Source organism: Caballeronia sp. GACF4 (genome assembly GCF_023631025.1).
In the GTDB taxonomy this organism is placed as follows: domain Bacteria; phylum Pseudomonadota; class Gammaproteobacteria; order Burkholderiales; family Burkholderiaceae; genus Caballeronia.
In genome coordinates this window covers 305,285-330,990 of the sequence record NZ_JALQDW010000007.1, presented here as the reverse complement: position 1 = coordinate 330,990, position 25,706 = coordinate 305,285, and the positions used below count along the sequence as shown (strand labels likewise).

At 62.1% G+C, this 25,706-nt stretch carries 27 protein-coding genes and 2 tRNA genes; 14 read left to right on the top strand and 15 right to left on the bottom strand.

The window, feature by feature from the left end; translation table 11 throughout:
- The first annotated feature begins 65 nt into the window (after positions 1-65).
- Positions 66-1,037: a thymidylate synthase gene (locus NCR40_RS09740; RefSeq protein WP_244825868.1), complete on the top strand. Its 972-nt coding sequence runs from the start codon at positions 66-68 to the stop codon at positions 1,035-1,037.
- A gap of 62 nt (positions 1,038-1,099) precedes the next feature.
- Here the strand turns inward: NCR40_RS09740 and NCR40_RS09735 are convergent, their stop codons facing one another.
- Complete coding sequence (locus NCR40_RS09735) at positions 1,100-1,822, bottom strand: ArsR/SmtB family transcription factor (protein ID WP_250509323.1); 723 nt, start codon at positions 1,820-1,822, stop codon at positions 1,100-1,102.
- A 139-nt stretch (positions 1,823-1,961) separates the two neighbouring features.
- Here NCR40_RS09735 and NCR40_RS09730 point away from each other — a divergent pair, with 139 nt between their 5' ends.
- Both NCR40_RS09730 and NCR40_RS09725 read left to right on the top strand, forming a co-directional pair.
- Positions 1,962-2,108, top strand: coding sequence for a hypothetical protein (locus NCR40_RS09730; protein WP_244825866.1), 147 nt, complete (start codon positions 1,962-1,964; stop codon positions 2,106-2,108).
- Between the two features lie 77 nt (positions 2,109-2,185).
- The gene (locus tag NCR40_RS09725; RefSeq protein ID WP_250465286.1) at positions 2,186-2,719 is read left to right on the top strand and encodes an acyl-CoA thioesterase; all 534 of its coding nucleotides are present in this window, start codon (positions 2,186-2,188) and stop codon (positions 2,717-2,719) included.
- Positions 2,720-2,778: 59 nt separating this feature from the next.
- Here the strand turns inward: NCR40_RS09725 and fumC are convergent, their stop codons facing one another.
- From fumC to NCR40_RS09705, 4 genes are all read right to left on the bottom strand, one after another.
- Positions 2,779-4,185, bottom strand: a complete 1,407-nt coding sequence (fumC, locus tag NCR40_RS09720) for a class II fumarate hydratase (protein WP_250509322.1) — start codon at positions 4,183-4,185, stop codon at positions 2,779-2,781.
- A gap of 53 nt (positions 4,186-4,238) precedes the next feature.
- A complete protein-coding gene (locus NCR40_RS09715) occupies positions 4,239-5,921 on the bottom strand; it encodes a phospholipase D family protein (protein ID WP_250509321.1) in 1,683 nt (560 codons plus the stop codon).
- A gap of 363 nt (positions 5,922-6,284) precedes the next feature.
- Positions 6,285-7,715, bottom strand: a complete 1,431-nt coding sequence (locus NCR40_RS09710; protein WP_250509320.1) for an MATE family efflux transporter — start codon at positions 7,713-7,715, stop codon at positions 6,285-6,287.
- A 28-nt stretch (positions 7,716-7,743) separates the two neighbouring features.
- Entirely contained in the window at positions 7,744-7,965 is a 222-nt protein-coding gene (locus tag NCR40_RS09705; protein WP_244825859.1) for an RNA-binding S4 domain-containing protein, read from the bottom strand.
- 344 nt (positions 7,966-8,309) lie between these two features.
- Here NCR40_RS09705 and NCR40_RS09700 point away from each other — a divergent pair, with 344 nt between their 5' ends.
- From NCR40_RS09700 to NCR40_RS09690, 3 genes are all read left to right on the top strand, one after another.
- Positions 8,310-8,684: a hypothetical protein gene (locus tag NCR40_RS09700; protein ID WP_244825857.1), complete on the top strand. Its 375-nt coding sequence runs from the start codon at positions 8,310-8,312 to the stop codon at positions 8,682-8,684.
- 73 nt (positions 8,685-8,757) lie between these two features.
- Positions 8,758-9,018 (top strand): hypothetical protein, encoded by a 261-nt coding sequence (locus NCR40_RS09695; protein WP_244825855.1) that lies wholly within the window; start codon positions 8,758-8,760, stop codon positions 9,016-9,018.
- A 150-nt stretch (positions 9,019-9,168) separates the two neighbouring features.
- A complete protein-coding gene (locus tag NCR40_RS09690; RefSeq protein WP_250509319.1) occupies positions 9,169-11,298 on the top strand; it encodes an ATP-dependent helicase in 2,130 nt (709 codons plus the stop codon).
- Positions 11,299-11,322: 24 nt separating this feature from the next.
- Here NCR40_RS09690 and NCR40_RS09685 read toward each other — a convergent pair whose 3' ends face one another.
- The 5 genes from NCR40_RS09685 to NCR40_RS09665 form a co-directional block, all read right to left on the bottom strand.
- On the bottom strand, positions 11,323-12,087 hold the full coding sequence (locus tag NCR40_RS09685) for a DUF4088 family protein (protein WP_244825852.1): 765 nt from the start codon (positions 12,085-12,087) through the stop codon (positions 11,323-11,325).
- 146 nt (positions 12,088-12,233) lie between these two features.
- Positions 12,234-12,566 carry an AzlD domain-containing protein gene (locus NCR40_RS09680; RefSeq protein ID WP_250465282.1) on the bottom strand — a complete coding sequence of 111 codons (333 nt, stop codon included), beginning with the start codon at positions 12,564-12,566 and terminating at the stop codon, positions 12,234-12,236.
- On the bottom strand, positions 12,563-13,249 hold the full coding sequence (locus NCR40_RS09675; RefSeq protein WP_250509347.1) for an AzlC family ABC transporter permease: 687 nt from the start codon (positions 13,247-13,249) through the stop codon (positions 12,563-12,565). The genes NCR40_RS09680 and NCR40_RS09675 overlap by 4 nt, the downstream gene beginning before the upstream one ends.
- 266 nt (positions 13,250-13,515) lie before the next feature.
- Complete coding sequence (locus NCR40_RS09670) at positions 13,516-13,995, bottom strand: CreA family protein (RefSeq protein ID WP_250509318.1); 480 nt, start codon at positions 13,993-13,995, stop codon at positions 13,516-13,518.
- Positions 13,996-14,284: 289 nt separating this feature from the next.
- A complete protein-coding gene (locus NCR40_RS09665) occupies positions 14,285-15,031 on the bottom strand; it encodes a FadR/GntR family transcriptional regulator (RefSeq protein WP_244825847.1) in 747 nt (248 codons plus the stop codon).
- 128 nt (positions 15,032-15,159) lie between these two features.
- On the opposite strand from NCR40_RS09665, the gene NCR40_RS09660 reads away from it, so the two are divergent.
- The 3 genes from NCR40_RS09660 to NCR40_RS09650 are packed head-to-tail and all read left to right on the top strand — an operon-like array spanning position 15,160 to position 17,884.
- Positions 15,160-15,903 (top strand): (Fe-S)-binding protein, encoded by a 744-nt coding sequence (locus NCR40_RS09660; RefSeq protein ID WP_244825846.1) that lies wholly within the window; start codon positions 15,160-15,162, stop codon positions 15,901-15,903.
- A complete protein-coding gene (locus NCR40_RS09655; protein ID WP_250509317.1) occupies positions 15,900-17,303 on the top strand; it encodes a lactate utilization protein B in 1,404 nt (467 codons plus the stop codon). Before NCR40_RS09660 ends, NCR40_RS09655 begins: the two co-directional genes overlap by 4 nt.
- The gene (locus NCR40_RS09650) at positions 17,300-17,884 is read left to right on the top strand and encodes a LutC/YkgG family protein (protein ID WP_244825844.1); all 585 of its coding nucleotides are present in this window, start codon (positions 17,300-17,302) and stop codon (positions 17,882-17,884) included. Before NCR40_RS09655 ends, NCR40_RS09650 begins: the two co-directional genes overlap by 4 nt.
- A gap of 80 nt (positions 17,885-17,964) precedes the next feature.
- Here NCR40_RS09650 and NCR40_RS09645 read toward each other — a convergent pair.
- The 3 genes from NCR40_RS09645 to fdxA all read right to left on the bottom strand — a co-directional run bounded on the left by NCR40_RS09645 (position 17,965) and on the right by fdxA (position 18,683).
- A tRNA-Asn gene (locus NCR40_RS09645) sits at positions 17,965-18,040 on the bottom strand.
- Between the two features lie 103 nt (positions 18,041-18,143).
- Positions 18,144-18,219, bottom strand: a tRNA-Asn gene (locus tag NCR40_RS09640).
- A 140-nt stretch (positions 18,220-18,359) separates the two neighbouring features.
- A complete protein-coding gene (gene fdxA / locus NCR40_RS09635; RefSeq protein WP_062633607.1) occupies positions 18,360-18,683 on the bottom strand; it encodes a ferredoxin FdxA in 324 nt (107 codons plus the stop codon).
- Between the two features lie 320 nt (positions 18,684-19,003).
- Here fdxA and pncB point away from each other — a divergent pair, with 320 nt between their 5' ends.
- From pncB to NCR40_RS09610, 5 genes are all read left to right on the top strand, one after another.
- Positions 19,004-20,197, top strand: a complete 1,194-nt coding sequence (pncB, locus tag NCR40_RS09630) for a nicotinate phosphoribosyltransferase (protein ID WP_250509316.1) — start codon at positions 19,004-19,006, stop codon at positions 20,195-20,197.
- 149 nt (positions 20,198-20,346) lie between these two features.
- On the top strand, positions 20,347-21,018 hold the full coding sequence (locus NCR40_RS09625) for a LutC/YkgG family protein (RefSeq protein ID WP_250509315.1): 672 nt from the start codon (positions 20,347-20,349) through the stop codon (positions 21,016-21,018).
- A 29-nt stretch (positions 21,019-21,047) separates the two neighbouring features.
- Positions 21,048-22,418 (top strand): sodium:proton antiporter, encoded by a 1,371-nt coding sequence (locus NCR40_RS09620; RefSeq protein WP_250509346.1) that lies wholly within the window; start codon positions 21,048-21,050, stop codon positions 22,416-22,418.
- 10 nt (positions 22,419-22,428) lie between these two features.
- Entirely contained in the window at positions 22,429-23,403 is a 975-nt protein-coding gene (locus NCR40_RS09615; RefSeq protein ID WP_250509314.1) for a 2-hydroxyacid dehydrogenase, read from the top strand.
- Between the two features lie 2 nt (positions 23,404-23,405).
- Positions 23,406-24,863 (top strand): DNA recombination protein RmuC, encoded by a 1,458-nt coding sequence (locus NCR40_RS09610; protein ID WP_250509313.1) that lies wholly within the window; start codon positions 23,406-23,408, stop codon positions 24,861-24,863.
- Positions 24,864-24,911: 48 nt separating this feature from the next.
- On the opposite strand, the gene NCR40_RS09605 is transcribed toward NCR40_RS09610, so the two are convergent.
- Both NCR40_RS09605 and NCR40_RS09600 read right to left on the bottom strand, forming a co-directional pair.
- Complete coding sequence (locus NCR40_RS09605) at positions 24,912-25,391, bottom strand: GNAT family N-acetyltransferase (RefSeq protein WP_350029294.1); 480 nt, start codon at positions 25,389-25,391, stop codon at positions 24,912-24,914.
- The gene (locus NCR40_RS09600; RefSeq protein ID WP_049655276.1) at positions 25,388-25,663 is read right to left on the bottom strand and encodes a hypothetical protein; all 276 of its coding nucleotides are present in this window, start codon (positions 25,661-25,663) and stop codon (positions 25,388-25,390) included. Before NCR40_RS09600 ends, NCR40_RS09605 begins: the two co-directional genes overlap by 4 nt.
- Positions 25,664-25,706: the final 43 nt, after the last annotated feature.

Sequence of the window (25,706 nt, the reverse complement as noted above, 5' to 3'; positions counted from 1 at the left end):
CTTGGTAAAATTGCTTCTTTGCGCCGGCATTCGCTCAGGCGCGTCGCGCCTCCAAGGATCATCGAATGAAACAGTATCTCGAGCTCGTCCAGACGATTCTCGATACCGGTACGTGGCAGGAAAACCGCACGGGCATCCGCACTATCGGCATTCCGGGCGCGATGTTGCGCTTCGACTTGCAACAAGGCTTCCCTGCCGTTACGACGAAGAAGCTCGCGTTCAAGTCGGCGATCGGCGAAATGGTCGGCTTTCTGCGTGCCTCGAAGAGCGCCGCTGACTTCCGCGCGCTCGGTTGCAAGGTCTGGGACGCGAACGCCAATGAAAATCCGCAGTGGCTCGAGAATCCGTATCGCCAGGGCGAGGACGATCTCGGCGACGTGTATGGCGTGCAATGGCGTAAATGGCCCGCCTACAAGCTCGTGGATGCCTGCGCGGGCGACCAGATCGCCGACGCCACCAATCGCGGCTATCAATTGGTGACGAGCTTCGTCGAAAACGGCCGCGAGCAGGTGCTGCTGTATAAGGCGATCGACCAGTTGAGGCAATGTCTCGATACGATTATCGAGCGTCCCACCGACCGGCGCATTCTTTTTCATGCGTGGAATCCGGCCAAGCTCGACGAGATTGCTTTGCCCGCGTGTCATCTGCTGTATCAATTCATCCCGAACGTAACGACGCGCGAGATTTCGCTGTGTCTTTATATCCGCAGTAACGATGTCGGGCTCGGCACGCCGTTCAATCTGACCGAAGGCGCGGCGCTGCTGCATCTCGTCGGACGGCTGACCGGTTTCAAGCCGCGCTGGTTCACGTATTTCATCGGTGACGCGCATATTTACGAGAATCAACTCGATATGCTGAACGAGCAATTGAAGCGCGAGCCTTTTCCGAGTCCCCAGCTCATCATTTCGGATCGCGTGCCGGATTACGCTGTCACGAAACGCTATGAACCGGAATGGCTGGAACAAATCGAGCCGAAAGACTTTGCGCTCGAAGGTTATAAACACCATGAAGCTTTGAAGGCGCCGATGGCGGTTTGATTATCGCTTTCTCATGCAGGACGCAAAGACGCACGGCTCAAAACCGTGCGTTTTTGTTTGGCTCAGCGCATCGACAGAAATTGTTGGAAGTGTTGCTGTCCTGAGGGCGTTACGCGCAGCACACGGCGTTTCGATGTCGGTTCGATCCAGCCATGCGCTTCGCAAGCGTCGAGAAACGCCGCGCCAAGCGCGCCGCCTAAGTGCGGCCGCCGCTCGCTCCAGTCGATGCACGTACACGCAAAACGTCTGCGGCGCGCCCGCTGTGCCGTCAGGTCGATACCCAGTTGCGCGAAGGCCTGCGCGCCGTCTTTCGTGGCTTCGAGTTCGGTGGCGCCGTCTGCGGCGAGCCAGTCGCGAGCGATCATCGTATCGAAGACACGCACCGCCAGTTCGCCCGCCAGATGGTCGTAGCACGTGCGCGCGTAGCGCATGTCGAGTGGCACCGCGCTCGGCGGCCGCTGCGGCTCGCGCTCCGGCGCGCTCGCGCGCGCGAGATTGGCGAGCGCTTCGATCGCGGCGGCGATATCGGCGGTCGCGATCCGGTAATAGCGATGCCGCCCGCTCACTTCCAGCGCCAGCAACCCGCCTTCGGTCAGACGCGTGAGATGTCCGCTCGCCGCCGAAGGCGAGAGTCCCGCGATCATCGTGAGTTCGCCGGCGGGGCGCGCGGTGCCGTCCATCAGCGACCAAAGCATGGCCGCGCGGCCCGGATCGGCGAGCAACGCCCCAATGCGCGAAAGGCCGGGAAAGTGGCGGGAACGAGAGTCTTCGGGGCTTGAGTTCATGGCGCTTCTCCGGAACCGTTTCAGATACTCTAGCGCGCAATCGCACGCGATGTTTCACTGCCCGGTGAAACGTCGATGCATCCGCAGCCGGCGCTAGAATAGCCCTTCGTATCGGTATTCGCGGCAGCAAGGAGTTCGCATGATCAGATTCATCACAGTCACCGTCGTCGCCGGATTGATCGCGCTTGTCGCCGGATGCGCGGGCGGGCCTTCTTCGGCGGGCGCGGGCGGCGGCAGCATCACGATGTACGGCACCATCGACGAAGGCGTGACCGTGCACAATTAGCCGAGCTTTTTGCCGACCCTATAATTGGGCGTATGCGCCTTGAAGAGCGCGTGCAACTTCGATAAAACGGAACGCCCATGAATACGCCCATTTCCACTTTCGCTCCCGCCGAACCCGGCGCCCTTCGCGCGGGCCGCGCCGAAACCACGTTTCGTTTTCTCGCCGAACCGACTTCGGTGAACTTCGGCGGCAAGGTGCACGGCGGCGCGTTGATGAAGTGGATCGACGAAACCGCGTACGCATGCGCGGCGATGTGGTCCGGGCGGTATGCCGTAACGGTGAGCGTCGGCAATATCCGCTTTCGCAGGCCGATTCTCGTCGGCAATCTCGTGGAACTACGCGCGCGCGTGGTGGCGACCGGGCGCACCAGCATGCATATCCACATCTCCGTGCACGCGGGCGATCCGAAAGTCGGCGAGCTCGAACAGACCACCGATTGCCTGATGGTCTTCGTCGCCGTCGATGAAAAAGGTCAACCGACGCCCGTGCCCGCGTTCGTGCCGGAATCGGACGAAGAGAAGCGTCTCGCGCGCTATGCGATGGACGTGAAAGATGCGCTCGACGCTATCGTCGAACTGAAGCCGGAAGAGGTCGCGGCGGGGAAGGTTTGAAGCGCATTGACCGGTGAAGCCCGCGCATGCGCACGCGGGCTTCGTGATCGATCGACAAGCTACTTGTTGCCGACCATGTCCTGCGGCTTGACCCATTCATTGAACTGCTGCTCGGTCACGTGTCCGAGCGCCAGCGCCGATTCCTTCAGCGTCGTGCCTTCCTTGTGCGCCTTCTTTGCGATCTGCGCGGCTTTGTCGTAGCCGATATGCGGATTGAGCGCCGTCACGAGCATCAGCGATTCGTTCAGGAGACTCTCGATACGCTTCTCGTTCGGCTCGATACCGACCGCGCAGTTGTCGTTGAAACTGAGCGCGCCATCCGCGAGCAGACGCACGGACTGCAGCACGTTATGCGCGATCATCGGCCGGAACACGTTCAGTTCGAAGTTGCCGCTCGCGCCGCCAAAGTTCACCGCCACGTCGTTGCCGAAAACCTGACAACAGAGCATGGTCACGGCTTCGGACTGCGTGGGATTGACCTTGCCCGGCATGATCGAGCTGCCCGGCTCGTTTTCCGGAATCGAAAGTTCGCCCAGGCCGCAGCGCGGACCGCTCGCGAGCCAGCGGATGTCGTTGGCAATCTTCATGAGCCCGGCGGCGACCGTCTTCAACGCGCCGTGCGCGGCGACGAGCGCATCGGCGGCGGCCATCACTTCGAATTTGTTGGGCGCGGTTTCGAACGGCAGGCCGGTCAGCTTGCCGATGGCCGCCGCGACCTTCACCGCGAACTGCGGATGCGCATTGAGCCCCGTGCCGACGGCCGTGCCGCCTTGCGCAAGCTGATACAGATGCGGCAAGGTTGCCTCGACGTGACGAATGCCCTGATCGAGTTGCGCGACATAGCCTGAGAATTCCTGGCCGAGCGTGAGCGGCGTTGCGTCCTGCAAGTGCGTGCGGCCAATTTTCACGATATCCGCGAAGGCCTTCGATTTTTTGTCGAGCGTGTCGCGCAGCGTCTTGAGCGCCGGCACGAGATGCTTGACGATGGCAAATGCGGCGGCGACATGCATGGCCGTCGGAAATACGTCGTTGGACGACTGTCCGCGATTCACGTCGTCGTTCGGATGCACGAGGCGCTCTTCGCCGCGCTCACCGCCGAGCAGCTCGCTTGCGCGATTCGCGATCACCTCGTTGAGATTCATGTTGGTCTGCGTGCCGGAGCCCGTCTGCCACACGGCGAGCGGAAACTCGTCCGGATGCTTGCCGTCGATGATCTCCTGCGCGGCTTCCTTGATCGCCTTGGCTTTCTTGGCGTCGAGCACCTTCAGCTCTTCGTTCACGTCGGCGGCTGCGTGCTTGACGATAGCGAGCGCCGTGATCAGCTCGGGCGACTGCTTTTCAGTCGATATCTTGAAGTTCTGCAAGGAGCGCTGCGTTTGCGCGCCCCAAAGCTTGTCGTTCGGCACGGCAATCTCGCCGAACGTGTCCTTCTCCATGCGTACATCGCCCTTTGCGTTCTGTGTCATTGCTTGAAGCTCCTTACGAGAGTCAGATTCGGTGCCGATGCGAGCCGCCCGCTTCACAACTGCTTGTCGACTGGCAGCAGCATGAAGAGGCCCGTCATCACGTTTCGATACAAGCCCGCTTCGGGATCGAAGTTATAGGTGACCATGCCGTCCTTGCCCTTCGTCGTCCAGACGAGGCCGGATTGCGGCGAACCGGTGCGCTGCAGACTCGCAATGACCGCCGCGCTCGCCAGTTCCACGCGATAGCTCACCTCGGGCGTGATGCCTCGATCGAACAGCTTCGCGGTCTGATCGGCGATAGGCTGGCTATGGATCACGAGCGCGAGTTCGGTGTTGAGCAGCGCCGAGCGCGGATCGAGATTCATCGAGCCGATCACGAGGATACTCCGATCGATGACATACGCCTTTGCATGCAGACTCGCGCGCGATTGCGAGCCGAACAGCCCGGCGCGCGGACGGCCTTCGCCCTGAATCTGAATCGGCTTGAATTCGTACAGTTCGACGCCGTTTTGCAGCAGAGGAATGCGATACGGCGCGTAGCCCGCCTGGACCGCGACGGCATCGGTGGCGGCGAGGGAGTTGGTCAGCACGGCGACGCGCACGTGGCGCCGCGTGACATCGGCGAGCGCCTTCACGCCTGCATCGTGCGGCACGAAGTAGGGCGACAGAATCAGGAATTCGCTTTGCGCGCTCTTCAGCAGGTCGGCGAGACGCGCCATCGGCGGACTCTTGTAGTCCTCGCTCGGGTTCTCGATCTTCGACGGCGAATCGGCCCAGAACTCGGTCTCTGCCCACACGAGTTCCAGATCTTCCTGCGCGATCTGCTGCGCGAGCGGCGTCGCGTTCAGCGGCTTGGCATTGAGCGGTTCGGCTTGCGCGCGCCAGTGTGCGCGCAGATCGTCGCGCGTCTTGTCTAGCTCGGACGCGTCGAATTTCTGCTTGTTCAACACGCGCAGCGGATACGACAGCGCGCTGTTCCAGTAGTCGTCGAAACTCGCGGAGACTTTTTGCGCGATGGGTCCGGCGGTGAAGACATCGAGATCGCGGAACTGCAGCGTCGGACTCGCGCTGAAGTATTCGTCGCCGAGATTGCGGCCGCCGACGATGGCGATCTGGTTATCCGCGATCATCGCCTTGTTATGCATGCGGCGCGTGAAGCCATCGACATTGGAGAAGAAGTTCTGCGTGCGTTCGGTGAAGCTCTCGCGCGCGCTGCCGTATGGGTTGAACACGCGAATCTCGATGTTCTGATGCGTGTTCAGCGCCGCCATGATGCGGTCGATGTCCTTGAAGTTCAGGTCGTCGACGAGCATGCGCACGCGCACGCCGTGGTCCGCCACGTAGAGCGCGGCGGCGAGCAGCAGCTTGCCGGTGTTGTCTTCCTCGGCGATGTAGTACTGCATGTCGAGCGTTTTCGTCGCCGCGCGCGCGAGCGCAATGCGCGCCTGCAGCGCTTCCGTGCCGCTTGGCAGGAGACGCACGGCGGACTGGTCCGGGTGCTTGCGTTCGAGCGGCGCGAGCGCGTCGCCGAGCGGCGTGCTTTCGCTGGCCGGCAATGCCTGGCTCACCGGGCGATCGAACGCCGTGGCGGGCGGGCGTGTCGCGCAAGCGGCGCAAAGTGCCGTTAGTGCAAGCGTTGCGAAGAGGCGCGCGGTGCGACTCGAAATCTTCCTCGTGCTGCTCGTTCTTGCATTTGCACTTGCACTTGCACTTGCACCGATGGCAGCTTCATCCATTCCCCGGTTTCGCGACACTGTCATTCCTCTTTTTCGTGGTCTCGATACGGCCCGGCATTCATGACGATGCCGATGCTCGGTTTCGCGACGTAGCAATTACCGTTCTCGCCGGTGCTGGTCTCGAAAATATTCTATGGGAAATTGGACGATTCGCCCGGAAAGGCAGTATGCGAACCCGCGTATCGGCGCCGGAGCGCGGACGAAAAAAAGCCCGCTCGGGTGGAGCGGGCTTGAACCCCTGTCACTGGAGTCTCAAGGAGGAGACGGGTTCATCCTAACAATGCCTGCTGGTCTCTCCAACCAAGGATTCGTGCTATGTATGTGGGAAAGCGGTTGTGATGCTTATTTGCTCGAACTACGCGCTCAGGTCGGGCCGTGAACCGGCGCGGTCGCGCCATCCGCAACCTTCACGCTTCCCGTCTCGACCATCCGCCGGCTGATTCGATGAAAACGCAGCGTCATCAGCATGGCGACGCTCGCAAGCCCCGCCGCGAGGCCCCACCACAAGCCCTTCGCGCCCAGTTCGAAGTGGAACGCGAGCACATAACCCGTCGGAAAACCGACGCCCCAGTAACCGAACGCGGCGGCGAGCATCGGCACGCGAGTGTCCTTGAGGCCGCGCAGGCAGCCGGAACCGACCGTCTGCATGCCATCGACGATCTGGAACACGGCGGCGACACCCAGCAGCGAGGCCGCGAGCGCAACCGTCTGCGCGTTTTTCGGATTGCCGAGATGCAGATACAGCCCGACGATCGCGCGCGGCACGGTAATCAGCACGAGTCCCGACAGCACCATGAAGCCGACGCCGAGCGCGAGCGCGACGAAGCCCGCATGACGCGCCGCGAGCGGCACGCCCGCGCCGACCCAATAGCTCACGCGCACGTTCGCCGCCTGTCCGATGGCAAGCGGCACCATGAAGGCCACCGACGCCACGTTGATCGCGATTTGGTGCGCGGCGAGCGGCGCTTCGCCAAGCAAGCCGACCATGAGGCCGGTGGCGAGAAACAGCGTGGATTCGACGCCATACGTGATGGCGACCGGCCAGCCGATGCCGAAGAGTTCGCCCATGAGCGGCATGCGCGGACGCGCCGCGACGACGAAATGACGATAGCGCGGCCGCAGATGCAACAGCGCGACGAGCGCGAGCGCAATGCCCCAAATGGTGATCGTGGTCGCCGCAGCCGAACCGAGAAACCCTTCGCGCGGCAGGCCCCAGGCGCCGTGAATCAGCCCGTAGTTGAGGAAACCGTTGACGAACACACCGCCGATCGACACCCACAAAAGCCTGCGCGCCGCGCCGATAGCCGGCAGAAACGCGCGCATCAATCCAATGCCGATGAGGCTGCCCGGCGTGCCCCAGCGCAGCACGGCGCAATACTCACCGACATTCCGGGCGAGCGTAGCCGGTTCATGGAACGCGAGGAGAATCGCCTCGGCGTAGCTCAGGAGCACGAACGCGGGCACCGCAAGCAGCACCGACAACACGAGCCCCGTCCAGTAGATGCCCGGCACCTGATGTTCGGCGTTCGCGCCACGCGCATGCGCCACCGATACGCTGACGGACGTAAGCACGCCCTGCAGCAGCGTCACGATCACGAAGAACACGTTCGCGCCCAGGCCGCCGGCAGCGAGCGCATCGGGGCCTAACGAGCCGAGCAGGATGGTGTCGGTGACGCCCATCGCCATTTGCGAGAGTTGCGCGATGGCGAGCGGCGCCGCGAGCCGCGCCGTATCGACGGCATGGCGCGAAAAACTCGGCGGATGCGCCGCCGCGCGCGTGAAATGGGATTGCATGTCTTGAGCGGCCATTCGTGGCGACGGTTTATTCCGGCGCGCGGACTTGGATCTTCTGACCATCGAGCGCGACGACCTGACCCGCGCGAATCTTGCAGGTCTTGCGCATCTCGACTTTGCCGTCGACGCGGACATCGCCCATGGCAACGCGCGCTTTCGCGGAGCCGCCGCTGTCGGCGAGCCCCATCAGCTTGAGCAGGTTATGAAGTTCGACGTAGTCGCCCGTAAGGGTGAATTGAAGCGGTGGCATGACGGGCGCGGAGATTACTCGGGTTGATTCGAGGTGGATTCGAGATGGATTCGGGGCGAAGGCGTCAATGATAAACCAGTAGCCGCCCTCAATAGCTGGGCACGCGCCGTGCTGGTGCATGACGGACTTCGGCGCGCGCTGTCATCGTGTTGAAGGCAGGCACGATGGCAATTGTAGCCAGATGAAACGGTCGGTAACAACGACTCGGTTCGTCGAACTTGGACGCGCATCGCCGAGTCCGATAGTTTGATCGATACAGCTTCGGTCATCTTTCCAATCGACAAAAGTCGTGCGTCATCGCAGTTCATGGCCGCCGACGCTTAAACCAAGAGAGGACCTCGCTCATGATTAAGACTCGAAATCTGATGATCGGCACCGCATTCGCTGCCCTGACCGCCGCTTCGGGCGCTTTCGCCCAAACCACGGACGCCGTGCCGGCACAACCGGCGACACCTGCGCCGCAAAATCTCGTCGCGCCTGCGCCGACCGATCCGCTGGTCCAGCGCCGCAACGCGAACGCCGAGGCGAACGCGGAGTACAAGGCATCGAAGAAGGCTTCGCAGGCCGACCTGAAGGCCGCGAACAAGCAGGCGAAGGCGCAGTACAAGGAGCAGGTGCGTAACGCGAAGATCAATCGCAAGGCGGATAAGGACGCCGCCAAGGATGAGTTGAACGCGACGGAATCCAACACGCCGAAGGACACGGGCTTGCAGCATTGATTTCGATGCGTTGGACGCGCGCCGCAGTGCCGTGGCGCGCGCTTCATGAGGCTTGAGAAAGGGAGGACACACCATGACTCGATCGAAGAATGCAGTGTTGGCCGCCGTGATTGCCGGGACGCTTGCGAGCGTCTCAGTGGTTTCGTTCGCGCAGACGACGAGCGATCAGCAGCCGAGCAGCGCGGACAAGAAGGCATCGAAAAAGCAGGCCGAGGCCAACAAGGACGCGGCCGTCGCTCAGGCCAAGGCCGACAAGAAGAAAACCGAAGCGCAGTCGGAAGCGAACGAAGCGGCTGCGGATGCGAAGCTCAAGAACGCGAAGAAGGCGGATTAGCAGGACGGTTGTTCGGGTAGTGCGAATGGTCCAGTCGGGTGCAACCCGCTGGGCCGTTTTTTTTGCCCAACCAATCGGTGAGCGCAAACCCTTGCGTCTCCAGTCTGTATGGATATACAGTACACGTCACACTTTTTTGCGCCTCTTCCCGTGCTGACGCTCCCTGAAGAAACCGCCACCGCCACCGCCGACGCAGCCGAAGCCCAGGTCGTCGCCTATCTCGCCAAGCTCAACGAGGCGCAGCGCCACGCCGTCGAATTCGGCGCCGATGAACCCAACCGCTGCGGCGGGCCGCTTCTCGTCATCGCGGGCGCGGGGTCTGGCAAGACCAACACGCTGGCGCACCGCGTCGCGCATCTGCTGGTGAAAGGCGCCGACCCGCATCGCATCCTTTTGCTTACTTTCTCGCGCCGCGCCGCCGTCGAGATGACGCGTCGCGTCACGCGCATCGCCATGAACGCGCTGGGCACCAAGGCCGCCATCGCGCAAGGTCTCACGTGGTCAGGCACGTTCCATAGCGTTGGCGCGCGTTTGCTGCGCGATTACGCCGATCTCGTCGGGCTCGCGCCGTCGTTCACCATCAACGACCGCGAAGACTCCGCCGATCTCATGAACCTCGTGCGCCACGAACTCGGGTTATCGTCGAAAGAGAAGCGCTTTCCCGCCAAGTCCACGTGCTTCAGCATTTATTCGCGGGTGGTCAACACGGGCGCCTCGCTTGCCAACGTGCTGGATCAGTCGTATCCGTGGTGCCGCGAGTGGGAGGCGGACTTGAAGCGTCTCTTCGCCGCCTACGTCGCGGCCAAACAGACGCAAAGCGTGCTCGATTACGACGACCTCTTGCTTTACTGGTCGCATCTCGCGGCCGAGCCGACGATCGCCGCCGATCTGTCGAGCCGCTTCGATCACGTGCTCGTCGACGAATATCAGGACACCAACCGCCTTCAGGCCACCATTCTTCTGGCGATGAAACCGGACGGCCGCGGCCTCACCGTCGTCGGCGACGATGCGCAGTCCATCTACTCGTTTCGCGGCGCGACGGTGCGCAATATCCTTGATTTTCCGCGGCACTTCGACCCGCCCGCCGCGACCGTCACGCTCGATCGCAACTATCGTTCGACGCAGCCCATTCTCGAAGCGTCCAACGCGGTGATCGGCATGGCCACCGAGCGCTATACGAAGAACCTCTGGACCGACAAGGCATCGGCGCAAAAACCGCGCGTGGTGAGTGTCGCCGATGAAGCCGATCAGGCGCGCTATATCGTCGAGCAAGTGCTGGAGGCGCGCGAGGGCGGCATGAAGCTCAAGTCGCAGGCCGTGCTGTTTCGCGCGGCGCATCACAGCGCGACGCTCGAAATCGAACTCACGCGCAAGAACATTCCGTTTGTGAAGTTCGGCGGGCTCAAGTTTCTCGACTCCGTGCATGTCAAGGACGTACTCGCCGTATTGCGCTGGGCGGAAAATCCGCGCGATCGTGTCGCCGGCTTTCGCGTGGCGCAATTGCTGCCGGGCGTCGGGCCGGCCATCGCCGGGCGGCTGCTGGACAGCGTGGCGCAAGCCGAACGTTCATCGAATGCGATTGCCGCCTTCCATGCGCCCGCCCGCGCCAGCGAAGACTGGCCGCGTTTCGTCGGCCTGATGGCGAAACTCTGCGGCCGCGAGAGCGGCTGGCCGGCGGAGTTCGAAATGATCCGCCGGTGGTACGAGCCGCATCTCGAACGCAATCACGAAGACGCGGCCATCCGTATTGGCGACGTATTGCAGATGGAGAGCATCGCGTCGACCTATCCCACGCGCGAGCGCTTTCTCACCGAACTCACGCTCGATCCGCCCGATGCGACCAGCGACGAGTCCGGCGTGCCTCTCATCGACGAAGATTATTTGATTCTCTCGACAATCCATTCGGCGAAGGGGCAGGAATGGCGCAATGTTTTCGTGCTGAACGGCGTGGACGGCTGCATTCCATCCGATCTGGGCACGGGTAGCGACGAGGAAATCGACGAAGAGCGGCGGCTGCTTTATGTAGCGATGACGCGCGCGAAGGAAGATCTGCATATCGTCACGCCGCAGCGCTTTTACGTGCACAACCAGACGCATCTGGGCGACCGGCACGTGTGGGCGCAACGCACGCGCTTCATTCCGCAGCATCTGATGCAGAACTTCGAAGCCACCGCGTGGCCGCCGGTTCCGGTCGCCGCCGCGCCGACGGCGGCGGGACTCGCGGCCGCGGCTAAGGCGAAGATCGATATCGCGGCGCGCTTGAAGGGGATGTGGGATTAGCGGTAAGCGGCGCCCGGTCCACGCCTAACGCTGCGCCCGCGAAGTCTTCGGCACGCGCGGCGCCGGCGCAAAGATGCTCCGTAGCCATGCGGCAAACCGCGTGAACCCATCATAAGGTTCATCGACAAACAACTCCGGCCGCAGCGAGCGAATGTATTCGAGTACCTGCTGCGCTTCCTGCTTCTGAATCGACCCATAAAAAATGCCGAGCCGCAGCAGACAGCGCAATTCACCGAGCTTCTCGCGCGCATTCGAGCCAACGCTGTTTTCCACCGCGATCTTCGTCTCATAGGTGCGCTGACGCAGCGAATCGGCGAGGCGCCATGCGGGCGTCTGCATCTTCTCCTCGACTTCGCGGATATCCATCGCGGCTGACTTGATCTGCGAGGCGAGCACATCGACTTGCGAAGCATCGCCCTTCGCCTCGGTGACGATGGCCGTCGCCCATTCGCGCGATGCCTTCACGAGATCCTCGGCGTTCCAGTCCGAGCGGATCGCGAACGCGAAACCGTGTTCGGCCGCCTGTCGGATCAAAATCTCGACGACATCCGGAAATTCCTTGTCGAGCGCGCGCTTGGCCCACGCGTACTGGCCTTGCGACAGCATGCGCTGCACCGCCTGCTCGGTCAGCGGCGTCGGATTGTCGAGCAGCTTGGCGCGCAGAAAGTCCTCGAACGTCGGCGTGACGAACTGCGGGTCGAGCTTGAGCGACAGGCGCATGAACGCCTCATAGTCGCGATGCAATGAAGCGATGGTCTCGTCGCGAAACGATAGGGTTATTTGACGCATGTTGGTTCCCGGTTCCGCGCTCGGATGGCCCGATGGCGGGAAATGCCTTTGGCGTCCGCTTCGACGGCGGAGTCCATTCGTTTCTGATAACGGCGTTACAGCCGGGAACTTGAGGGTGTTCTGAAAGCCGTTGCGCGAAGAAGCCTTTAACGCAAGACGACGAACTGCCAAACGAAGAAAACCGCGAGCGACACCCCGATGGTAAGTAAGGGCCGCCTGGTCCACGCGCACACGGCCACCGCAACCACGGCGGCCACGAGTTGCGGGTTGCGCCACGTGATTTCCGCGCCGTTGCCATGCGGCGAGACGGTCATCGGCACGATGATCGCGGTCAGCACCGTCACCGGCACGAAGCCGAGCGCCGTGCGCACGATGGGCGGAAACGGCAACCGCTCGCCCAGCACGAAGACGGCCGCGCGGATCAGATACGTGACGAGCGCCATGCCGAGAATCAGCAGCACATAGTTCGATGTGGTCATCGTGCGCGCTCCTTGCGGTTATCGCCGTTCGATTCACGCTCGCGTCGTTCCATCAGCGTGATCGCCATGCCGACTCCGATTCCCACCAGCACCGCCGCAAGCAAGCCGAGCTTGTATGGCCAGTCCTGCCACGCGAACGACAGCACGCCCGATGCCATCGCCGCCGCGACAAAGCGCACGGCCACCAGTTGCGGCACGATGATGGCGATGAACGTCGCGACCATCGCGAAGTCCAGCCCGAGCGACTTGAGCCCTGGGAATGCGGCGCCGAAGAGCAAGCCGACGAGCGTCCACAGTTGCCAGTTCAGATACATCGAGAGGCCGGAGCCGAAGAAGTAGTGCGGGCCGATTTCGCCCGGCGCGCGCTTCTGGTAATGCGCATAAGCGACGGCGAACACTTCGTCGGTGAGCAGACCCGACAGCGTCCAGCGCCAGCGCGCGGGCAGATGCGCGACATAAGGCGCGAGCGTCGCCGAATAAAGGACGTGCCGCAAGTTGATGACGAAGGTCGTCGCCCAGATCACGATGAAGCTCGCGTGTCCCGCGATCATGCCGATGGCGATGAACTGCGCCGAGCCCGCGAACACCGCGAGCGACATCAACTGGCCGTGCCAGAGCGTGAGCGGGCTCGCCGTGACGAGCGTGCCGAAGATGACGCCGAAGGGCGCGGCGCCGACCATCATTGGAATGGTGTCGCGCGCGCCGGCGGCGAATTCCCGCAGCGCGGGGGTGGATACTGCTTTCAAATCGTGCCTCCGTTATAAGCCAATACGAGCGCTTGGGCAGTCATATCGGTCGCCGGGAGGATAAGGCATGCAGTACGCATCGGGCTTGTACGATCGTGCGGCGCTCGTGGCTCGCGTGACGGTTTCAACCAGCCTGCCGGCAAGTCGTACAGTTTACAACTTCATTGTGAGCGCGGCGGGGCGCGCGCATCGCTTCACTTCCTTCACTTCACGGGAATGGTCGTGCCTTCGGGAACCGGCACCGCCGTCACGCTGTTCTTCGGGCTGCCGGTCGCAATGCGGTCGCTGTAGGTCAAGTAGACGAGCGTATTGCGTTTGGCGTCGACCACGCGCACCACGTGCAGCGTCTTGAAGATGAACGACATGCGGTCGGAGAAGACATCGGTCTTCTGCTTGAGCGGCTGAGTGAATTTGATCGGCCCGACCTGACGGCAGGCGATAGACGATTCCGTCGGATCTTCCGCGATGCCGAGCGTGCCTTTCACGCCGCCCGTGCGCGCCCGCGACACGTAGCAGGTGACGCCCGCGACGAGCGGATCGTCATAGGCTTCGACGGTCACGCGGTCGGAACCGGTGAAACGGAAGTTGGTGTTGACGCTCGCGATTTCCTCGGCCTGCGCTGTTGCCGCGCCGAACAAGGTAACGAGCGCCGCAGCGGTAGCGGTGAGGAGAGTGCGGTTCATCGTGATCCTTCGGAAAAAGAGAAAGGGCGTCGTATTGTATCGACGCCCTTGCTGTTTTCCCGCAAGCATTCGGCCAATCGGCGATTCAATGGAAGATCAAATACAGGATCACCAGAACCACGACCGGCACACCGAGCAGCCATCCGAGTAGGTAAGGCATGTCGTCCTCCTTCGCGTGTTGTTTTTGACGATTCCAGTATCGCGAGGAAGCGCGCGCGGCGTTAGCCGTGTGTGTCCTAAATACGTGTAGGCGCAGTCCTATGCTCTCTTACCGGCACGTTACGATTGGTCATTCCATCACGCGAATCCTGCGCGCCGGCTGATCCCGATACAGCGTGCGCACGTAATCGAGATGCGCTCCGGCGCATTCGCGGGCGCGGGCGGGGTCGCGGGCGGCGATGGCATCGAACATGGCGCGATGCTGGGCGAGCAAGTTCGCTTCGACTTCATCGTCGTAATCGACCAGACGGTGCGATGTCAGCATGGACTCGCGCACCAATTCGTTGAGACCGTGCATGACGTGCGCCAGCGCGACGTTGTGCGTGGCGTCGGCGATAGCCAGATGAAACGCGGCGTCTTTTTCGGCGATGCGCGTGCTCTTGTCGGCCACCGCGGCTTCGAGCGCCTGGAATGCATCGGCGATGCGCGTCAGATCCGCCTCGGAGGCGCGCTCGGCGGCGTAGGCAGCGGACAGCGTTTCGAGGCCATGACGCAATTCGAGGACATCGGCGCTGGCGTTGGGTTGCTGTTCGAGGAGTGCGGCGAGTGGATGCGACACGAGCGGCGCCGTCACATCCGACACGACGAAGCCGCCGCGCGCCACCGCGCGGATGAAGCCGTCCGACTCCAGCCGAATAAGCGCCTCGCGCAGCGACGGCCGCGAAACGTTGAGTTGTTCCGCCAGATCGCGCTCGGCGGGGAGGCGCTGGCCAGGCAGGAGCGTGCCGTTCGAGATCAACTCGCGTATCTGCCCCGACACCACGTCCGACAAGCGCACGCGGGCGTAGGAATGCGAGTGGACGGGCTGAAAAGGCATCGTTCGAGCAGTGGAGGTAAATCGGGACTTTCGGAGTTTGACACGAAAGGGCCATCTCTTTAAAGTCTTGGTCAGACCAAGCTTACCAAAATCCGGCCCCCAATCCTCAAGTCGCCGTTTCGGATCCCATGAAAGTCGCCCTGTTTGTGCCCTGTTTCATCGACGCCTTCTACCCGCAGATCGGCGTCGCCACGCTGGAACTGCTCGAACGCCTCGGACTCGATGTCGATTACCCGCAGGATCAAACCTGCTGCGGCCAGCCGATGGCCAATAGCGGCGCTCACAAGGAAGCCGCAGGCGCCGAGCGCGTGTTTGCGCGTAACTTCGCGGATTACGACTACGTCGTCGGACCGTCGGCGAGTTGCGTGCATCACGTGCGCGAGCACTTCACGGCCATCGAACAGACGAGCGCGGTATCGAAGGTCAGAAAAAACACCTACGAGCTCGTCGAATTCCTGCACGACGTCTTGCAGGTGCGCGAGTTTCCGTGGGCCGAATTCCCGCATCGCGTCGGGCTGCACAACAGTTGCAGCGCGGTGCGGCACTTGCGCGAAACCTCGAATTCGGAAGTGGCGGCGGCGCCGTTTTCCAAGCCGCGCGCGCTGCTCGAAGGCGTGAAGGGCATCGAATTCGTCACGCCCGCGCGACCCGACGAATGCTGCGGCTTCGGCGGCACGTTCTCCGTGACCGAGGAAGCCGTGTCCGTGCGCATGGGTCAGGACAAAGTACGCGATCACGTCGGCGCGGGCGCGCAGTACATCGTGTCGGGCGACATGTCGTGTCTCATGCATCAGCAGGGATGCGCCGAGCGTCTCAAACTCGATGCGCGTTTCATCCATATCGCGCAGGTTCTCAACGGAGCGCGCGCATGAGCAAGACCTCGGGCAAGTCGGTGAGAATCGATCACGCGAAGGCGGCGGGCGCGTTTCTGCAGAAGTCGGATCACGTCGCGTTCCACGACAAGCGGCTGTGGGACTTGCGCAGCAAGCGCGACGCGCAGGCGCACGGTATTCCCGAATGGGAGGAGATGCGCAATCTCGCGTCGGGCATCAAGGAACATACGCTGTCCAATCTCTCCGAATACCTCGCGCAGTTCGCGGATCAGGCGGAGAAGAACGGCGTCGTGGTGCACTTCGCGGCCAACGCGGAAGAGCACAACGCGCTCGTCCACAAGCTGATGAGCGAACGCGGCATGACTACGCTCGTCAAGAGCAAATCCATGCTCACCGACGAATGCTACATGCGCGACTATCTCGAACCGCGTGGCATCACGGTGATGGAAACCGATCTTGGCGAACGCATTCAGCAGTTGGATCACCAGGACCCGAGCCATATGGTCGTACCAGCCGTGCACAAGCTGCGCGCGGATGTGGCCGAGCTTTTTGGACGCACGATCGGCACCGATCCGGACAACAGCGACATCCACTATCTCGCCGAAAGCCAGCGCATGGACACGCGGCCGTACTTCGTGCGCGAGAAGACGGCCGGCATGACGGGCTGCAATTTCGCGGTGGCGGAAACCGGCACGGTCGTCGTCTGCACGAACGAAGGCAACGCGGATCTCTCGGCGAACGTGCCGCCGCTGCATATCGCGTCCATCGGCATCGAGAAGATCATTCCGCGTATTGCCGATCTCGGCGTGTTCGTACGCATGCTTTCGCGCAGCGCGCTCGGCTCGCCGATCACGCAGTACACGTCGCACTTTCGCGCGCCTCGGCCGGGCACGGAGATGCATTACATCCTCGTCGATAACGGCCGTTCCGAACGCCTCGCGCTCGACGACTTCTGGTTCTCGCTCAAGTGCATTCGCTGCGGCGCGTGCATGAATACGTGTCCGGTGTATCGGCGAAGCGGCGGGCTATCGTACGGCGGCACGTACTCGGGGCCGATCGGCGCGATCATCAATCCGACGCACGATCTCAAGCGCTATAGCAGCTTGCCGTTTGCCTCGACGATGAACGGCAGTTGCACCAACGTCTGCCCGGTAAAGGTGAATATTCATGAACAGATTTACAAGTGGCGCGAGGTAATCGCCGAACGCCACGAAGTGCCGTTCGTGAAACAGGAAGTGCTGAAGATGGCGGGACGGCTGCTCGCGAGTCCGACGCTTTATCGCGCGACGGTGGCATCGCTTGGCGGCGCGCTCAAGCGGCTGCCGAACTTCGTGCTGTACAACCCGCTCAACATCTGGGGCCGGCAGCGTGACTTGCCCGAAGTGCCCGCCGACACCTTCCACGAGTGGTACAAGAAAAACCGGAAGATCGCCAAATGACGACTCGCGAAGCTTTTCTGTCGAAGATCCGCGCGGCGCAGCCCGCTTCGCGTCCGCTTCCCGATGTGCCCGTCTTCGCGACGCCCGAGGGCGATCTGCGCACGCGCTTCGAAACCGCGCTTATCGCCATGGGTGGAACATGCGTGGAAGCGCAGAGCCTGGACGAAGTCGGCGCGATGATCGCGCAACGTTTCGGCGATGGCGCAGCGGTGGCGTCGGCGGTGGCGGGAATCGAAGGCACGCGGCCGATTACGGTCGATACCGTTCCGTCGTCGCTTCAGGATGTCGATGTGGGCGTCGTGAGAGGGCGCTTCGGCGTGGCGGAGACTGGCTCCGTGTGGTTCAGCGAAAAGGAGTACGTCGTCAATTCAATCGGCTATATCGTGCAGCATCTCGTCGTGCTGCTCGATCCTTCGCAGCTCGTCGAAGGCTTGCAGCAGGTTTATCGACGACCCGATTTTCAGTCGGCCCGTTATGCGGTGCTGGTGACGGGGCCTTCGGCCACGGCGGATATCGAGGGCGTGCTGATTCGCGGCGCACAGGGCGTGCGATCGCTGACGGTTGTCTGGCTTGCTGCTTAGATGCTTAGAAGAGCGCTACTGCTATTTGCGCAAACAAAAAAAGCCCAGTCGAATGACTGGGCTTTTTGAATGAAACTGGGTGGCTCCCCGACCTGGGCTCGAACCAGGGACCTACGGATTAACAGTCCGGCGCTCTACCGACTGAGCTATCGGGGAACAGCTACTACGCTTGAAACGAGTCTCTGATGAGACAAAAAACCCAGCTCACAACTCGGCTGGGTTTTCCTTTGATTCTGTCTGGAACCTGCTCGATACTGAGTGGCTCCCCGACCTGGGCTCGAACCAGGGACCTACGGATTAACAGTCCGGCGCTCTACCAACTGAGCTATCGGGGAACATCTACTGCAGAGAAACGAAATTATAGGGAGCGCTTTCTGCGCTGTCAACGCTCAATCTTCATTCAATAACGGTTTTTTGCATCGAAATTGATTGATCCTGCGCGTCCGACAAATGACACGGCGGCAAATACAGCCGCTTAGCGCTCCAGCAGATCCAGCTTTTCCTTCACGTCCTTGAATTCGTCGGCTTCCGGCAGCGGCGCCTTGGTCTTCGTGATGCTCGGCCAGTTGCGCGCGAGTTCCGCGTTCAGTTCGGTGAAGTGCTGCTGGTCGCCGGGAACGTCTTCTTCGGCATAGATTGCATTCACCGGGCATTCGGCCACGCACACGGCGCAGTCGATGCATTCGTCCGGATCGATCGCGAGAAAGTTGGGACCTTCGCGGAAGCAATCCACCGGGCACACGTCCACACAATCGGTGTAGCGGCACTTGATGCAGCTTTCGGTCACAACGTGAGTCATTCAGGCTCCTGCATGCGCAATTCGGGGGAGGGCGGCGTTTTTAGATGACCATATGGGCAGCGGCACAGGGCCGTGCGCGGCTCGCTCGCCAAAACGCATATTGTAGCGTAACGGTAAAAGGCGACGCGAGCGCCGCGCCATGCGCCTTATATCGATTCGTGATTAATGTATGCGGCTTTCCTAAAAGGGCCGGGGCGCAGGATGCCGTGCACGCATTCGGGTAACATGAACGGATAGCGCGCGGCGCGTCTCGTCAATAGCGGTCGGTAGCGGCCGATACAGCGCGCGGGCATCCTTGCATCGATGTACAAGCCAGAACCATGATCATCAATTCGCTGCTCGATACCGATCTCTACAAATTCACCATGATGCAGGTGGTCTTGCATCATTTCCCGGCGGCGCACGTCGAGTATCGCTTTCGCTGCCGCACGCCGGAAGTGGATCTGGTGCCGTTCATCGACGAGATTCGGGACGAGGTGCGTCAACTCTGCAACCTGCGCTTCAAGGAAGAAGAGCTCGACTATCTGCGGCGAATGCGCTTCATCAAGAGCGACTTCATCGACTTTCTCGCGCTCTTTCATCTGAACGAGAAGTCCATTCGCATCGCGCCGTCGAAGAAGGGCAACGGCGAGATCGACATCGAAATAGAAGGGCCTTGGCTGCACACCATTCTCTTCGAGATTCCGGTGCTGGCCATTGTCAACGAAGTGTATTTCCGCAATACGCAGAAAAAGCCCGAGTACGAAACCGGGCGCGAACGTCTGCGCGACAAGATCAAACTGCTCGCCACACCGCCCGAATATTCGGACTGCAAGATTGCCGATTACGGCACGCGCCGCCGCTTTTCGGGCCAATGGCACGAGGAAGTCGTGCTAACGCTCAAGGAGCGGCTCGGCGAACAGTTCGCGGGCACGAGCAACGTGTTCTACGCGATGAAGCATGGTTTGCGTCCGCTCGGCACCATGGCGCATGAATACCTGCAAGCGTGTCAGGCACTCGGCCCGCGTCTGCGCGACTCGCAGATCTTCGGCTTCGAGATGTGGGCGAAGGAATATCGCGGCGACCTGGGTATCGCGCTGTCGGATGTCTACGGCATGAAGGCGTTCCTGCGCGACTTCGACATGTACTTCTGCAAGCTCTTCGACGGCGCGCGTCACGATTCCGGCGATCCCTTCGACTGGGGCGAACGCCTCATCCGGCATTACGAGGAAAACCGCTGCGATCCGCGCACCAAGGTGCTCGTGTTCTCGGACGCGCTGGATATTCCGAAGGTGCTGCAACTGTATGAGCGTTTCCGCGGGCGCTGTCAGCTCGCGTTCGGCGTCGGCACGAATCTCACGAATGACCTGGGCTATCAGCCATTGCAGATCGTCATCAAGATGGTTCGCTGCAATGGTCAGCCGGTGGCGAAACTCTCCGATTCCCCCGGCAAGAACATGTGCGACGACAAGGCATATCTTGCTTATCTGAGGCAAGTGTTCGGCATCGAGAAGCAAGCGGGCGAGACCGACTGACGCTTGGTTCGTGCTTTGTTCCCGCGCGCGGCCTATGCCTTTCGGCCGAGGTTCGCGCGCTCAAGACCGCTCGATATAATTCCATCGTGCCGCCAGGACTCGTGGCGCGCACGCATCCGGAACACTCTCGCACTCGTAAGGACGGCACCATGGACACATCGGCGGCGCGCCGCAATATTCTCGCGCGCATACGCAGCGCGCAGGGCAGACGCGGTGAGCCGACCGAAGCCGAGCGTGCCACCGCGAACGACTATCTGACGCGTCATCCCGAAGGTCCGCGCCCGCCGTTGCCCGACACCCGCGACGCGCTCATCGCGCGGTTCCGGCTCGAAGCCGAACGGCTCTCGACGACCGTCGCCGAAGTCGCCGCGCTCGGCGATGCTCCCGCCGAAGCCGCGCGCTACCTCCGCTCGTTGAACCTTGCCACCGATGCCGTCGCATGGCCTGCGTTGGCTGAGTTGCCGTGGGCCCAGGCGGGCATTCAGGCGTCGTTACGCAAGCCGGAAGACGCGGATCTCGTCGGCATCACGGGCTGCTTTTGCGCGACGGCGGAAACCGGGTCGCTCGTGTTGCTGTCCGGCCCGGATACGCCCGCGTCCGGCGCGCTCTTGCCGCAGACGCATATCGCGGTCGTGCCGGCTTCGCGCATCGTCGCGGCGCATGAAGACGCCTTCGCACTGATTCGCGCGGAACGGGGCGAACTGCCGCGTGCGGTGAACTTCGTTTCCGGGCCGTCGCGCACCGGCGATATCGAGCAGACCATCGTGCTGGGCGCGCATGGGCCGTATCGCGTGCATGTAATCGTCGTGACCGAAGCGTGAGCGCAGTGCGGTCTCTTCTCCTCGGCTGCATGGCATTGCTCGGCGCGATGTCGAACGCGTCGGCGGCCACGGTCGATGGCGCGAGCTTGTCGGCGGCGTGGGGCGTTCCGTTCTTCGGCATGCTGCTTTCCATCGCGGTGTTTCCGCTCGTCGCGGCGAAGCTCTGGCATCACCACTTCGGCAAGATCGCGTTGCTCTGGGCGCTCGCGTTTCTCGTACCCTTCGCGGCTGCGTTCGGCGGCGGCACGGCGCTCGGCGTATTCGTTCACGCGATGCTCGAAGAGTACATACCGTTCATCGTTTTGCTGGCTTCCTTGTACACGGTCGCGGGCGGCATTTGCGTGCACGGCGATCTTCGCGGCTCGCCGCGTCTGAATGCCTCGTTGCTCGCGCTGGGAACCGTGCTGGCAAGCCTCATGGGCACGACCGGCGCGGCCATGCTGCTGATCCGCCCGCTCTTGCGCGCCAACGAAAACCGCAGGCATGTCGTGCATGTGGTCGTGTTCTTCATCTTTCTCGTGGCGAACGTGGGCGGCTCGTTGTCGCCGCTCGGCGATCCACCTTTGTTCCTCGGCTTTCTGAACGGCGTCGGTTTCTTCTGGACGACCACGCATCTCTTTCTGCCGATGCTCCTCGTCTCCGTCGTTCTCCTCGCGCTGTTCTACGCGCTGGATACTTATTTCTGGCGCAAGGAAGAAAAAACGCAGCCCGGCTTGGTCGGGACGATTGCAGTTCACATCGACGGCAGGATCAACTTTTTGCTGCTCGCGGCGGTCGTCGCATTGGTGCTGATGAGCGGCATCTGGAAGCCGGACGTCGTGTTCGATGTGTACGGCACGCATCTGCATTTGCAGAACGTCGTGCGCGACGCGGCTCTGGTGATCGTGCTGCTCGCATCGCTCGTGCTCACGCCGAAAAGCGCGCGCGAGGGCAACGCGTTCGACTGGGCGCCTATCGAAGAAGTGGCGAAGCTTTTCGCGGCCATTTTCATCACCATCGCGCCGGTCATCACGATTCTGCGCGCGGGCGAGTCGGGCGCGTTCGCGGGCATCGTGCACGCGGTGTCCGACCAAGGCAAGCCGCACGATCTCGCCTATTTCTGGGCCACGGGCATCCTGTCTTCGTTCCTCGATAACGCGCCGACGTATCTCGTGTTCTTCAATCTCGCGGGCGGCGACGCTCCCACGCTCATGACCACGGGCGCGTCCACACTCGCGGCAATCTCGGCGGGCGCGGTCTTCATGGGCGCGAACACGTATATCGGCAATGCGCCGAATTTCATGGTGAAGGCAATCGCCGAATCGCGCGGCATTCGCATGCCGGGCTTCTTCGGTTATATGGGATGGTCTGGCATCGTCCTGTTGCCGTTATTCGCCGTCTTGGGCTGGCTATTTTTCTAGGAGCAATTCGATGAAGAAGGTGCTTGTTGCGCGTCCCACTTTTCCCGATGTGGTCGAACGTCTGAAACAGTATTTCAAAGTCGATCTGAATCCGGGCGACGTGCTTGGCCAGGAGGAATTTCGCGCGCGTCTGGCCGACAAGGACGGCGCGTTCACTGCCGGCGAGATGGTCGGCGAAACGGAACTGGCGGGCTCGCCGAACCTGAAAGTCGTCGCGAACATGGCGGTCGGCTACAACAACTTCGACATGCACGCCTTCGATGCGCACAAGGTGCTCGGCACCAACACGCCCAACGTGCTGAACGAAACCACCGCCGACTTCGGCTGGGCGCTCATGATGGCAGCGGCCCGGCGCGTCACCGAATCCGAGCACTTTCTGCGCGCGGGCAAATGGCAGAAGTGGAGTTTCGATTCGTTCCTCGGCACCGACGTGTACGGCTCGACGCTCGGCGTGATCGGCATGGGCCGGATCGGGCAAGCGCTGGCGCGCCGCGCGGTGGGCTTCGACATGCGCGTGATCTATCACAACCGTTCGCGCGTCGCGCCGGAGATCGAGTCGCAACTCAACGCGGAGTACGCGTCGAAGGAAGACTTGTTGAAGCGCGCGGATCACGTCGTGCTCGTGCTGCCTTACACCAAGGAGAACCATCACACCATCGGCGCGGCCGAACTCGCGTTGATGAAGCCGACGGCCACGCTTACCAACATCGCGCGCGGCGGAATCGTCGACGATTCGGCGTTGATCGCCGCGCTGCGCGAGAAGCGTATCGCGGCGGCGGGGATCGACGTGTTCGAAGGCGAACCCGACTTCAATCCCGATTTCCTGTTGCTCGACAACGTCGCGTTGACGCCGCATATCGCGAGCGCCACCGAGTCGACGCGCCGCGCGATGGCGAATCTCGCCGCGGACAATCTCATCGCCGGTTTGGGTGAAGGACCGCGCGCCGGCAATCCGCCGAATCCGATCAACCCGGACGTGCTGTAAAAATGATCGAACTGTTGTACGGCGCGATCGCGCTCCTGGCGACTGCGCTTCTGGTTGCGCTCGTCGTCCTGTTTGCGACGATGCGGCGCACGTCCCGTGTCGATATCCAAGAGGAATTCGTCGCGCTCACCGACCGCGTGAACGACATGGGCGAGGCGCAGGCGCGCGCGCAGGAGCGGCTCGAACGCGGCTTGCGTGGCGATATCGCGGAGAGCGCGCGCGTCTCGCGCATGGAATCGCAAAGCGGCTTCACACAGTTTCATCAGACGCTCGCGACGCAGCTGGCGAGCACATCGAGCGTGCAGAACGCGCAGTTCGACGCGCTTGCGCAGCAACTCGCGCAGCAGAGTCAGCAGGCGCGCGACGATCAGGGCAACGCGCTCAAGCGCTTCGCCGACTCCATGACTTTGCATCTTGGCCAGCTATCGGAAGCGAACGAACGGCGGCTCGGCGAAGTGCGCGCGACGCTCGAAGCGCGCCTCAAGGACATCGAGGCGAACAACTCGGCGAAGCTCGATGAAATGCGGCGCACCGTCGATGAAAAGCTGCATTCCACGCTGGAGCAGCGGCTCGGCGAATCGTTCAAGCTGGTGTCGGACCGGCTCGAACAAGTGCATCGGGGCTTGGGCGAGATGCAGACGCTCGCGGCGGGCGTCGGCGATCTGAAGAAGGTGCTGACCAACGTCAAGACGCGCGGCATTTGGGGCGAAGTGCAGCTGGAGTCGTTGCTTGAACAGTTGCTCACGCCGGATCAATACGCGAAGAACGTCGTGACCGTGCCCAAGAGCAACGAACGCGTGGAGTTTGCAGTCAAATTGCCGGGCCGTCACGACACGCCGGGCGCGCCGGGTGATGCCGCGACGCCGGTGTGGCTGCCTATCGACGCCAAGTTTCCGCGCGAGGACTACGAGCGTCTCGTCGATGCGCAAGATCGCGCAGATCCCGTCGGTGTGGAAGAGGCCGCGCGTGCCCTCGAAGGACGCTTGCGCGCGGAGGCGCGCTCCATCGCGCAGAAGTACGTGTCGCCGCCGCATACGACCGACTTCGCGTTGCTGTTTCTGCCGACCGAGGGTTTGTATGCCGAAGTGTTGCGGCGTCCGGGTCTGACCGACTATCTACAGCGCGAGCATCGCGTGAGCGTGGCCGGTCCGACTACACTCACGGCGCTGCTCAACAGTCTGCAAATGGGCTTCAGGACGCTCGCTATCGAAAAGCGGTCGAGCGAGGTGTGGCAGGTGCTCGGCGCGGTGAAAACCGAGTTCAACAAGTTCGGCGATGTACTCGCGAAAACGAAGTCGCAACTCGAAACCGTCACGCGCTCGATCGAAGCGGCGCAGACGCGCACGCGTCAAATGGGCAAGCGCCTGCGCGATGTGGAAGCACTTCCGGGTGAGGAAGCGCGCGGTCTGCTCGGGGATGACGAGGCCGCGCTGCCGCGAGACGGGGACGACGAGCTTTGACGAGCTTCAGATGGATAAGCGGCCTGCGCGTCAGCGATGCAACCGCGTCTAAGACGCCAACCGCTCCAGCGACTCACCCGTGATACGCACGATGCGCCAGTCCGGCAATACGGTTGCGCCCATCTTTTCATAGAAGTCGATGGCGTTCTGATTCCAGTCCAGCACCGACCATTCGAAGCGGCCGCACTGACGCTCGACCGCAAGTGCCGCAAGCCGCTTGAGCATCTGCGTGCCGAGGCCGCTGCCGCGCAACGTCGGGCGTACGTAGAGATCTTCCAGATACAGCCCGCGCTTGCCGAGAAACGTGGAGAAGTTATGGAAGAAGAGCGCATAGCCGACCGCTTCGCCCGCCTGTTCCGCGACCAGCGCTTCGGCTGACGGACGCGCGCCGAAGAGCGCATCACGCACGCCGTCTTCGGTCGCGATAAACAGATGCGTGAGCTTCTCGAATTCCGCGAGTTCGTACATCAGCGCGTAGATCGCGCCGATATCGGCGGGCGTGGCGGGGCGAATCGACGCGCCGCTCACGCTTCCTCCGGTGCGTCGGACAACACGATTTCTATGCCGCCAAAACGCGACGCCACCCAGTTATAAGCATGGCACGCAATCCACAACAGCACGAAGCCAAGGATTGCGTTGAGCAGCAGCGCGCTCGTGACCGTGCTCACTTCCACCGAGCCGTATCGCACGAACGCGACCACCACGCCGAGCAGCACGATCGGCACGCTGAAAGTCAGATACACGAGGATCAGGGCCTTGGCCGTCTGTCCGGGTGCAATGGATGAGATCTGCTTTTTCATGGACTAAAAACCCGTCTATCGATAAAAAATGGTGGTGATCGCG

Coding starts and splice junctions, on each gene's coding strand:
- NCR40_RS09740 (WP_244825868.1), top strand. CDS start 66: ATGAAACAGTATCTCGAGCTCGTCCAGACGATTCTCGATACCGGTACG.
- NCR40_RS09735 (WP_250509323.1), bottom strand. CDS start 1,822: ATGAACTCAAGCCCCGAAGACTCTCGTTCCCGCCACTTTCCCGGCCTT.
- NCR40_RS09730 (WP_244825866.1), top strand. CDS start 1,962: ATGATCAGATTCATCACAGTCACCGTCGTCGCCGGATTGATCGCGCTT.
- NCR40_RS09725 (WP_250465286.1), top strand. CDS start 2,186: ATGAATACGCCCATTTCCACTTTCGCTCCCGCCGAACCCGGCGCCCTT.
- fumC (WP_250509322.1), bottom strand. CDS start 4,185: ATGACACAGAACGCAAAGGGCGATGTACGCATGGAGAAGGACACGTTC.
- NCR40_RS09715 (WP_250509321.1), bottom strand. CDS start 5,921: ATGGATGAAGCTGCCATCGGTGCAAGTGCAAGTGCAAGTGCAAATGCA.
- NCR40_RS09710 (WP_250509320.1), bottom strand. CDS start 7,715: ATGCAATCCCATTTCACGCGCGCGGCGGCGCATCCGCCGAGTTTTTCG.
- NCR40_RS09705 (WP_244825859.1), bottom strand. CDS start 7,965: ATGCCACCGCTTCAATTCACCCTTACGGGCGACTACGTCGAACTTCAT.
- NCR40_RS09700 (WP_244825857.1), top strand. CDS start 8,310: ATGATTAAGACTCGAAATCTGATGATCGGCACCGCATTCGCTGCCCTG.
- NCR40_RS09695 (WP_244825855.1), top strand. CDS start 8,758: ATGACTCGATCGAAGAATGCAGTGTTGGCCGCCGTGATTGCCGGGACG.
- NCR40_RS09685 (WP_244825852.1), bottom strand. CDS start 12,087: ATGCGTCAAATAACCCTATCGTTTCGCGACGAGACCATCGCTTCATTG.
- NCR40_RS09680 (WP_250465282.1), bottom strand. CDS start 12,566: ATGACCACATCGAACTATGTGCTGCTGATTCTCGGCATGGCGCTCGTC.
- NCR40_RS09675 (WP_250509347.1), bottom strand. CDS start 13,249: ATGATGGTCGGCGCCGCGCCCTTCGGCGTCATCTTCGGCACGCTCGTC.
- NCR40_RS09670 (WP_250509318.1), bottom strand. CDS start 13,995: ATGAACCGCACTCTCCTCACCGCTACCGCTGCGGCGCTCGTTACCTTG.
- NCR40_RS09665 (WP_244825847.1), bottom strand. CDS start 15,031: ATGCCTTTTCAGCCCGTCCACTCGCATTCCTACGCCCGCGTGCGCTTG.
- NCR40_RS09660 (WP_244825846.1), top strand. CDS start 15,160: ATGAAAGTCGCCCTGTTTGTGCCCTGTTTCATCGACGCCTTCTACCCG.
- NCR40_RS09655 (WP_250509317.1), top strand. CDS start 15,900: ATGAGCAAGACCTCGGGCAAGTCGGTGAGAATCGATCACGCGAAGGCG.
- NCR40_RS09650 (WP_244825844.1), top strand. CDS start 17,300: ATGACGACTCGCGAAGCTTTTCTGTCGAAGATCCGCGCGGCGCAGCCC.
- fdxA (WP_062633607.1), bottom strand. CDS start 18,683: ATGACTCACGTTGTGACCGAAAGCTGCATCAAGTGCCGCTACACCGAT.
- pncB (WP_250509316.1), top strand. CDS start 19,004: ATGATCATCAATTCGCTGCTCGATACCGATCTCTACAAATTCACCATG.
- NCR40_RS09625 (WP_250509315.1), top strand. CDS start 20,347: ATGGACACATCGGCGGCGCGCCGCAATATTCTCGCGCGCATACGCAGC.
- NCR40_RS09620 (WP_250509346.1), top strand. CDS start 21,048: ATGGCATTGCTCGGCGCGATGTCGAACGCGTCGGCGGCCACGGTCGAT.
- NCR40_RS09615 (WP_250509314.1), top strand. CDS start 22,429: ATGAAGAAGGTGCTTGTTGCGCGTCCCACTTTTCCCGATGTGGTCGAA.
- NCR40_RS09610 (WP_250509313.1), top strand. CDS start 23,406: ATGATCGAACTGTTGTACGGCGCGATCGCGCTCCTGGCGACTGCGCTT.
- NCR40_RS09600 (WP_049655276.1), bottom strand. CDS start 25,663: ATGAAAAAGCAGATCTCATCCATTGCACCCGGACAGACGGCCAAGGCC.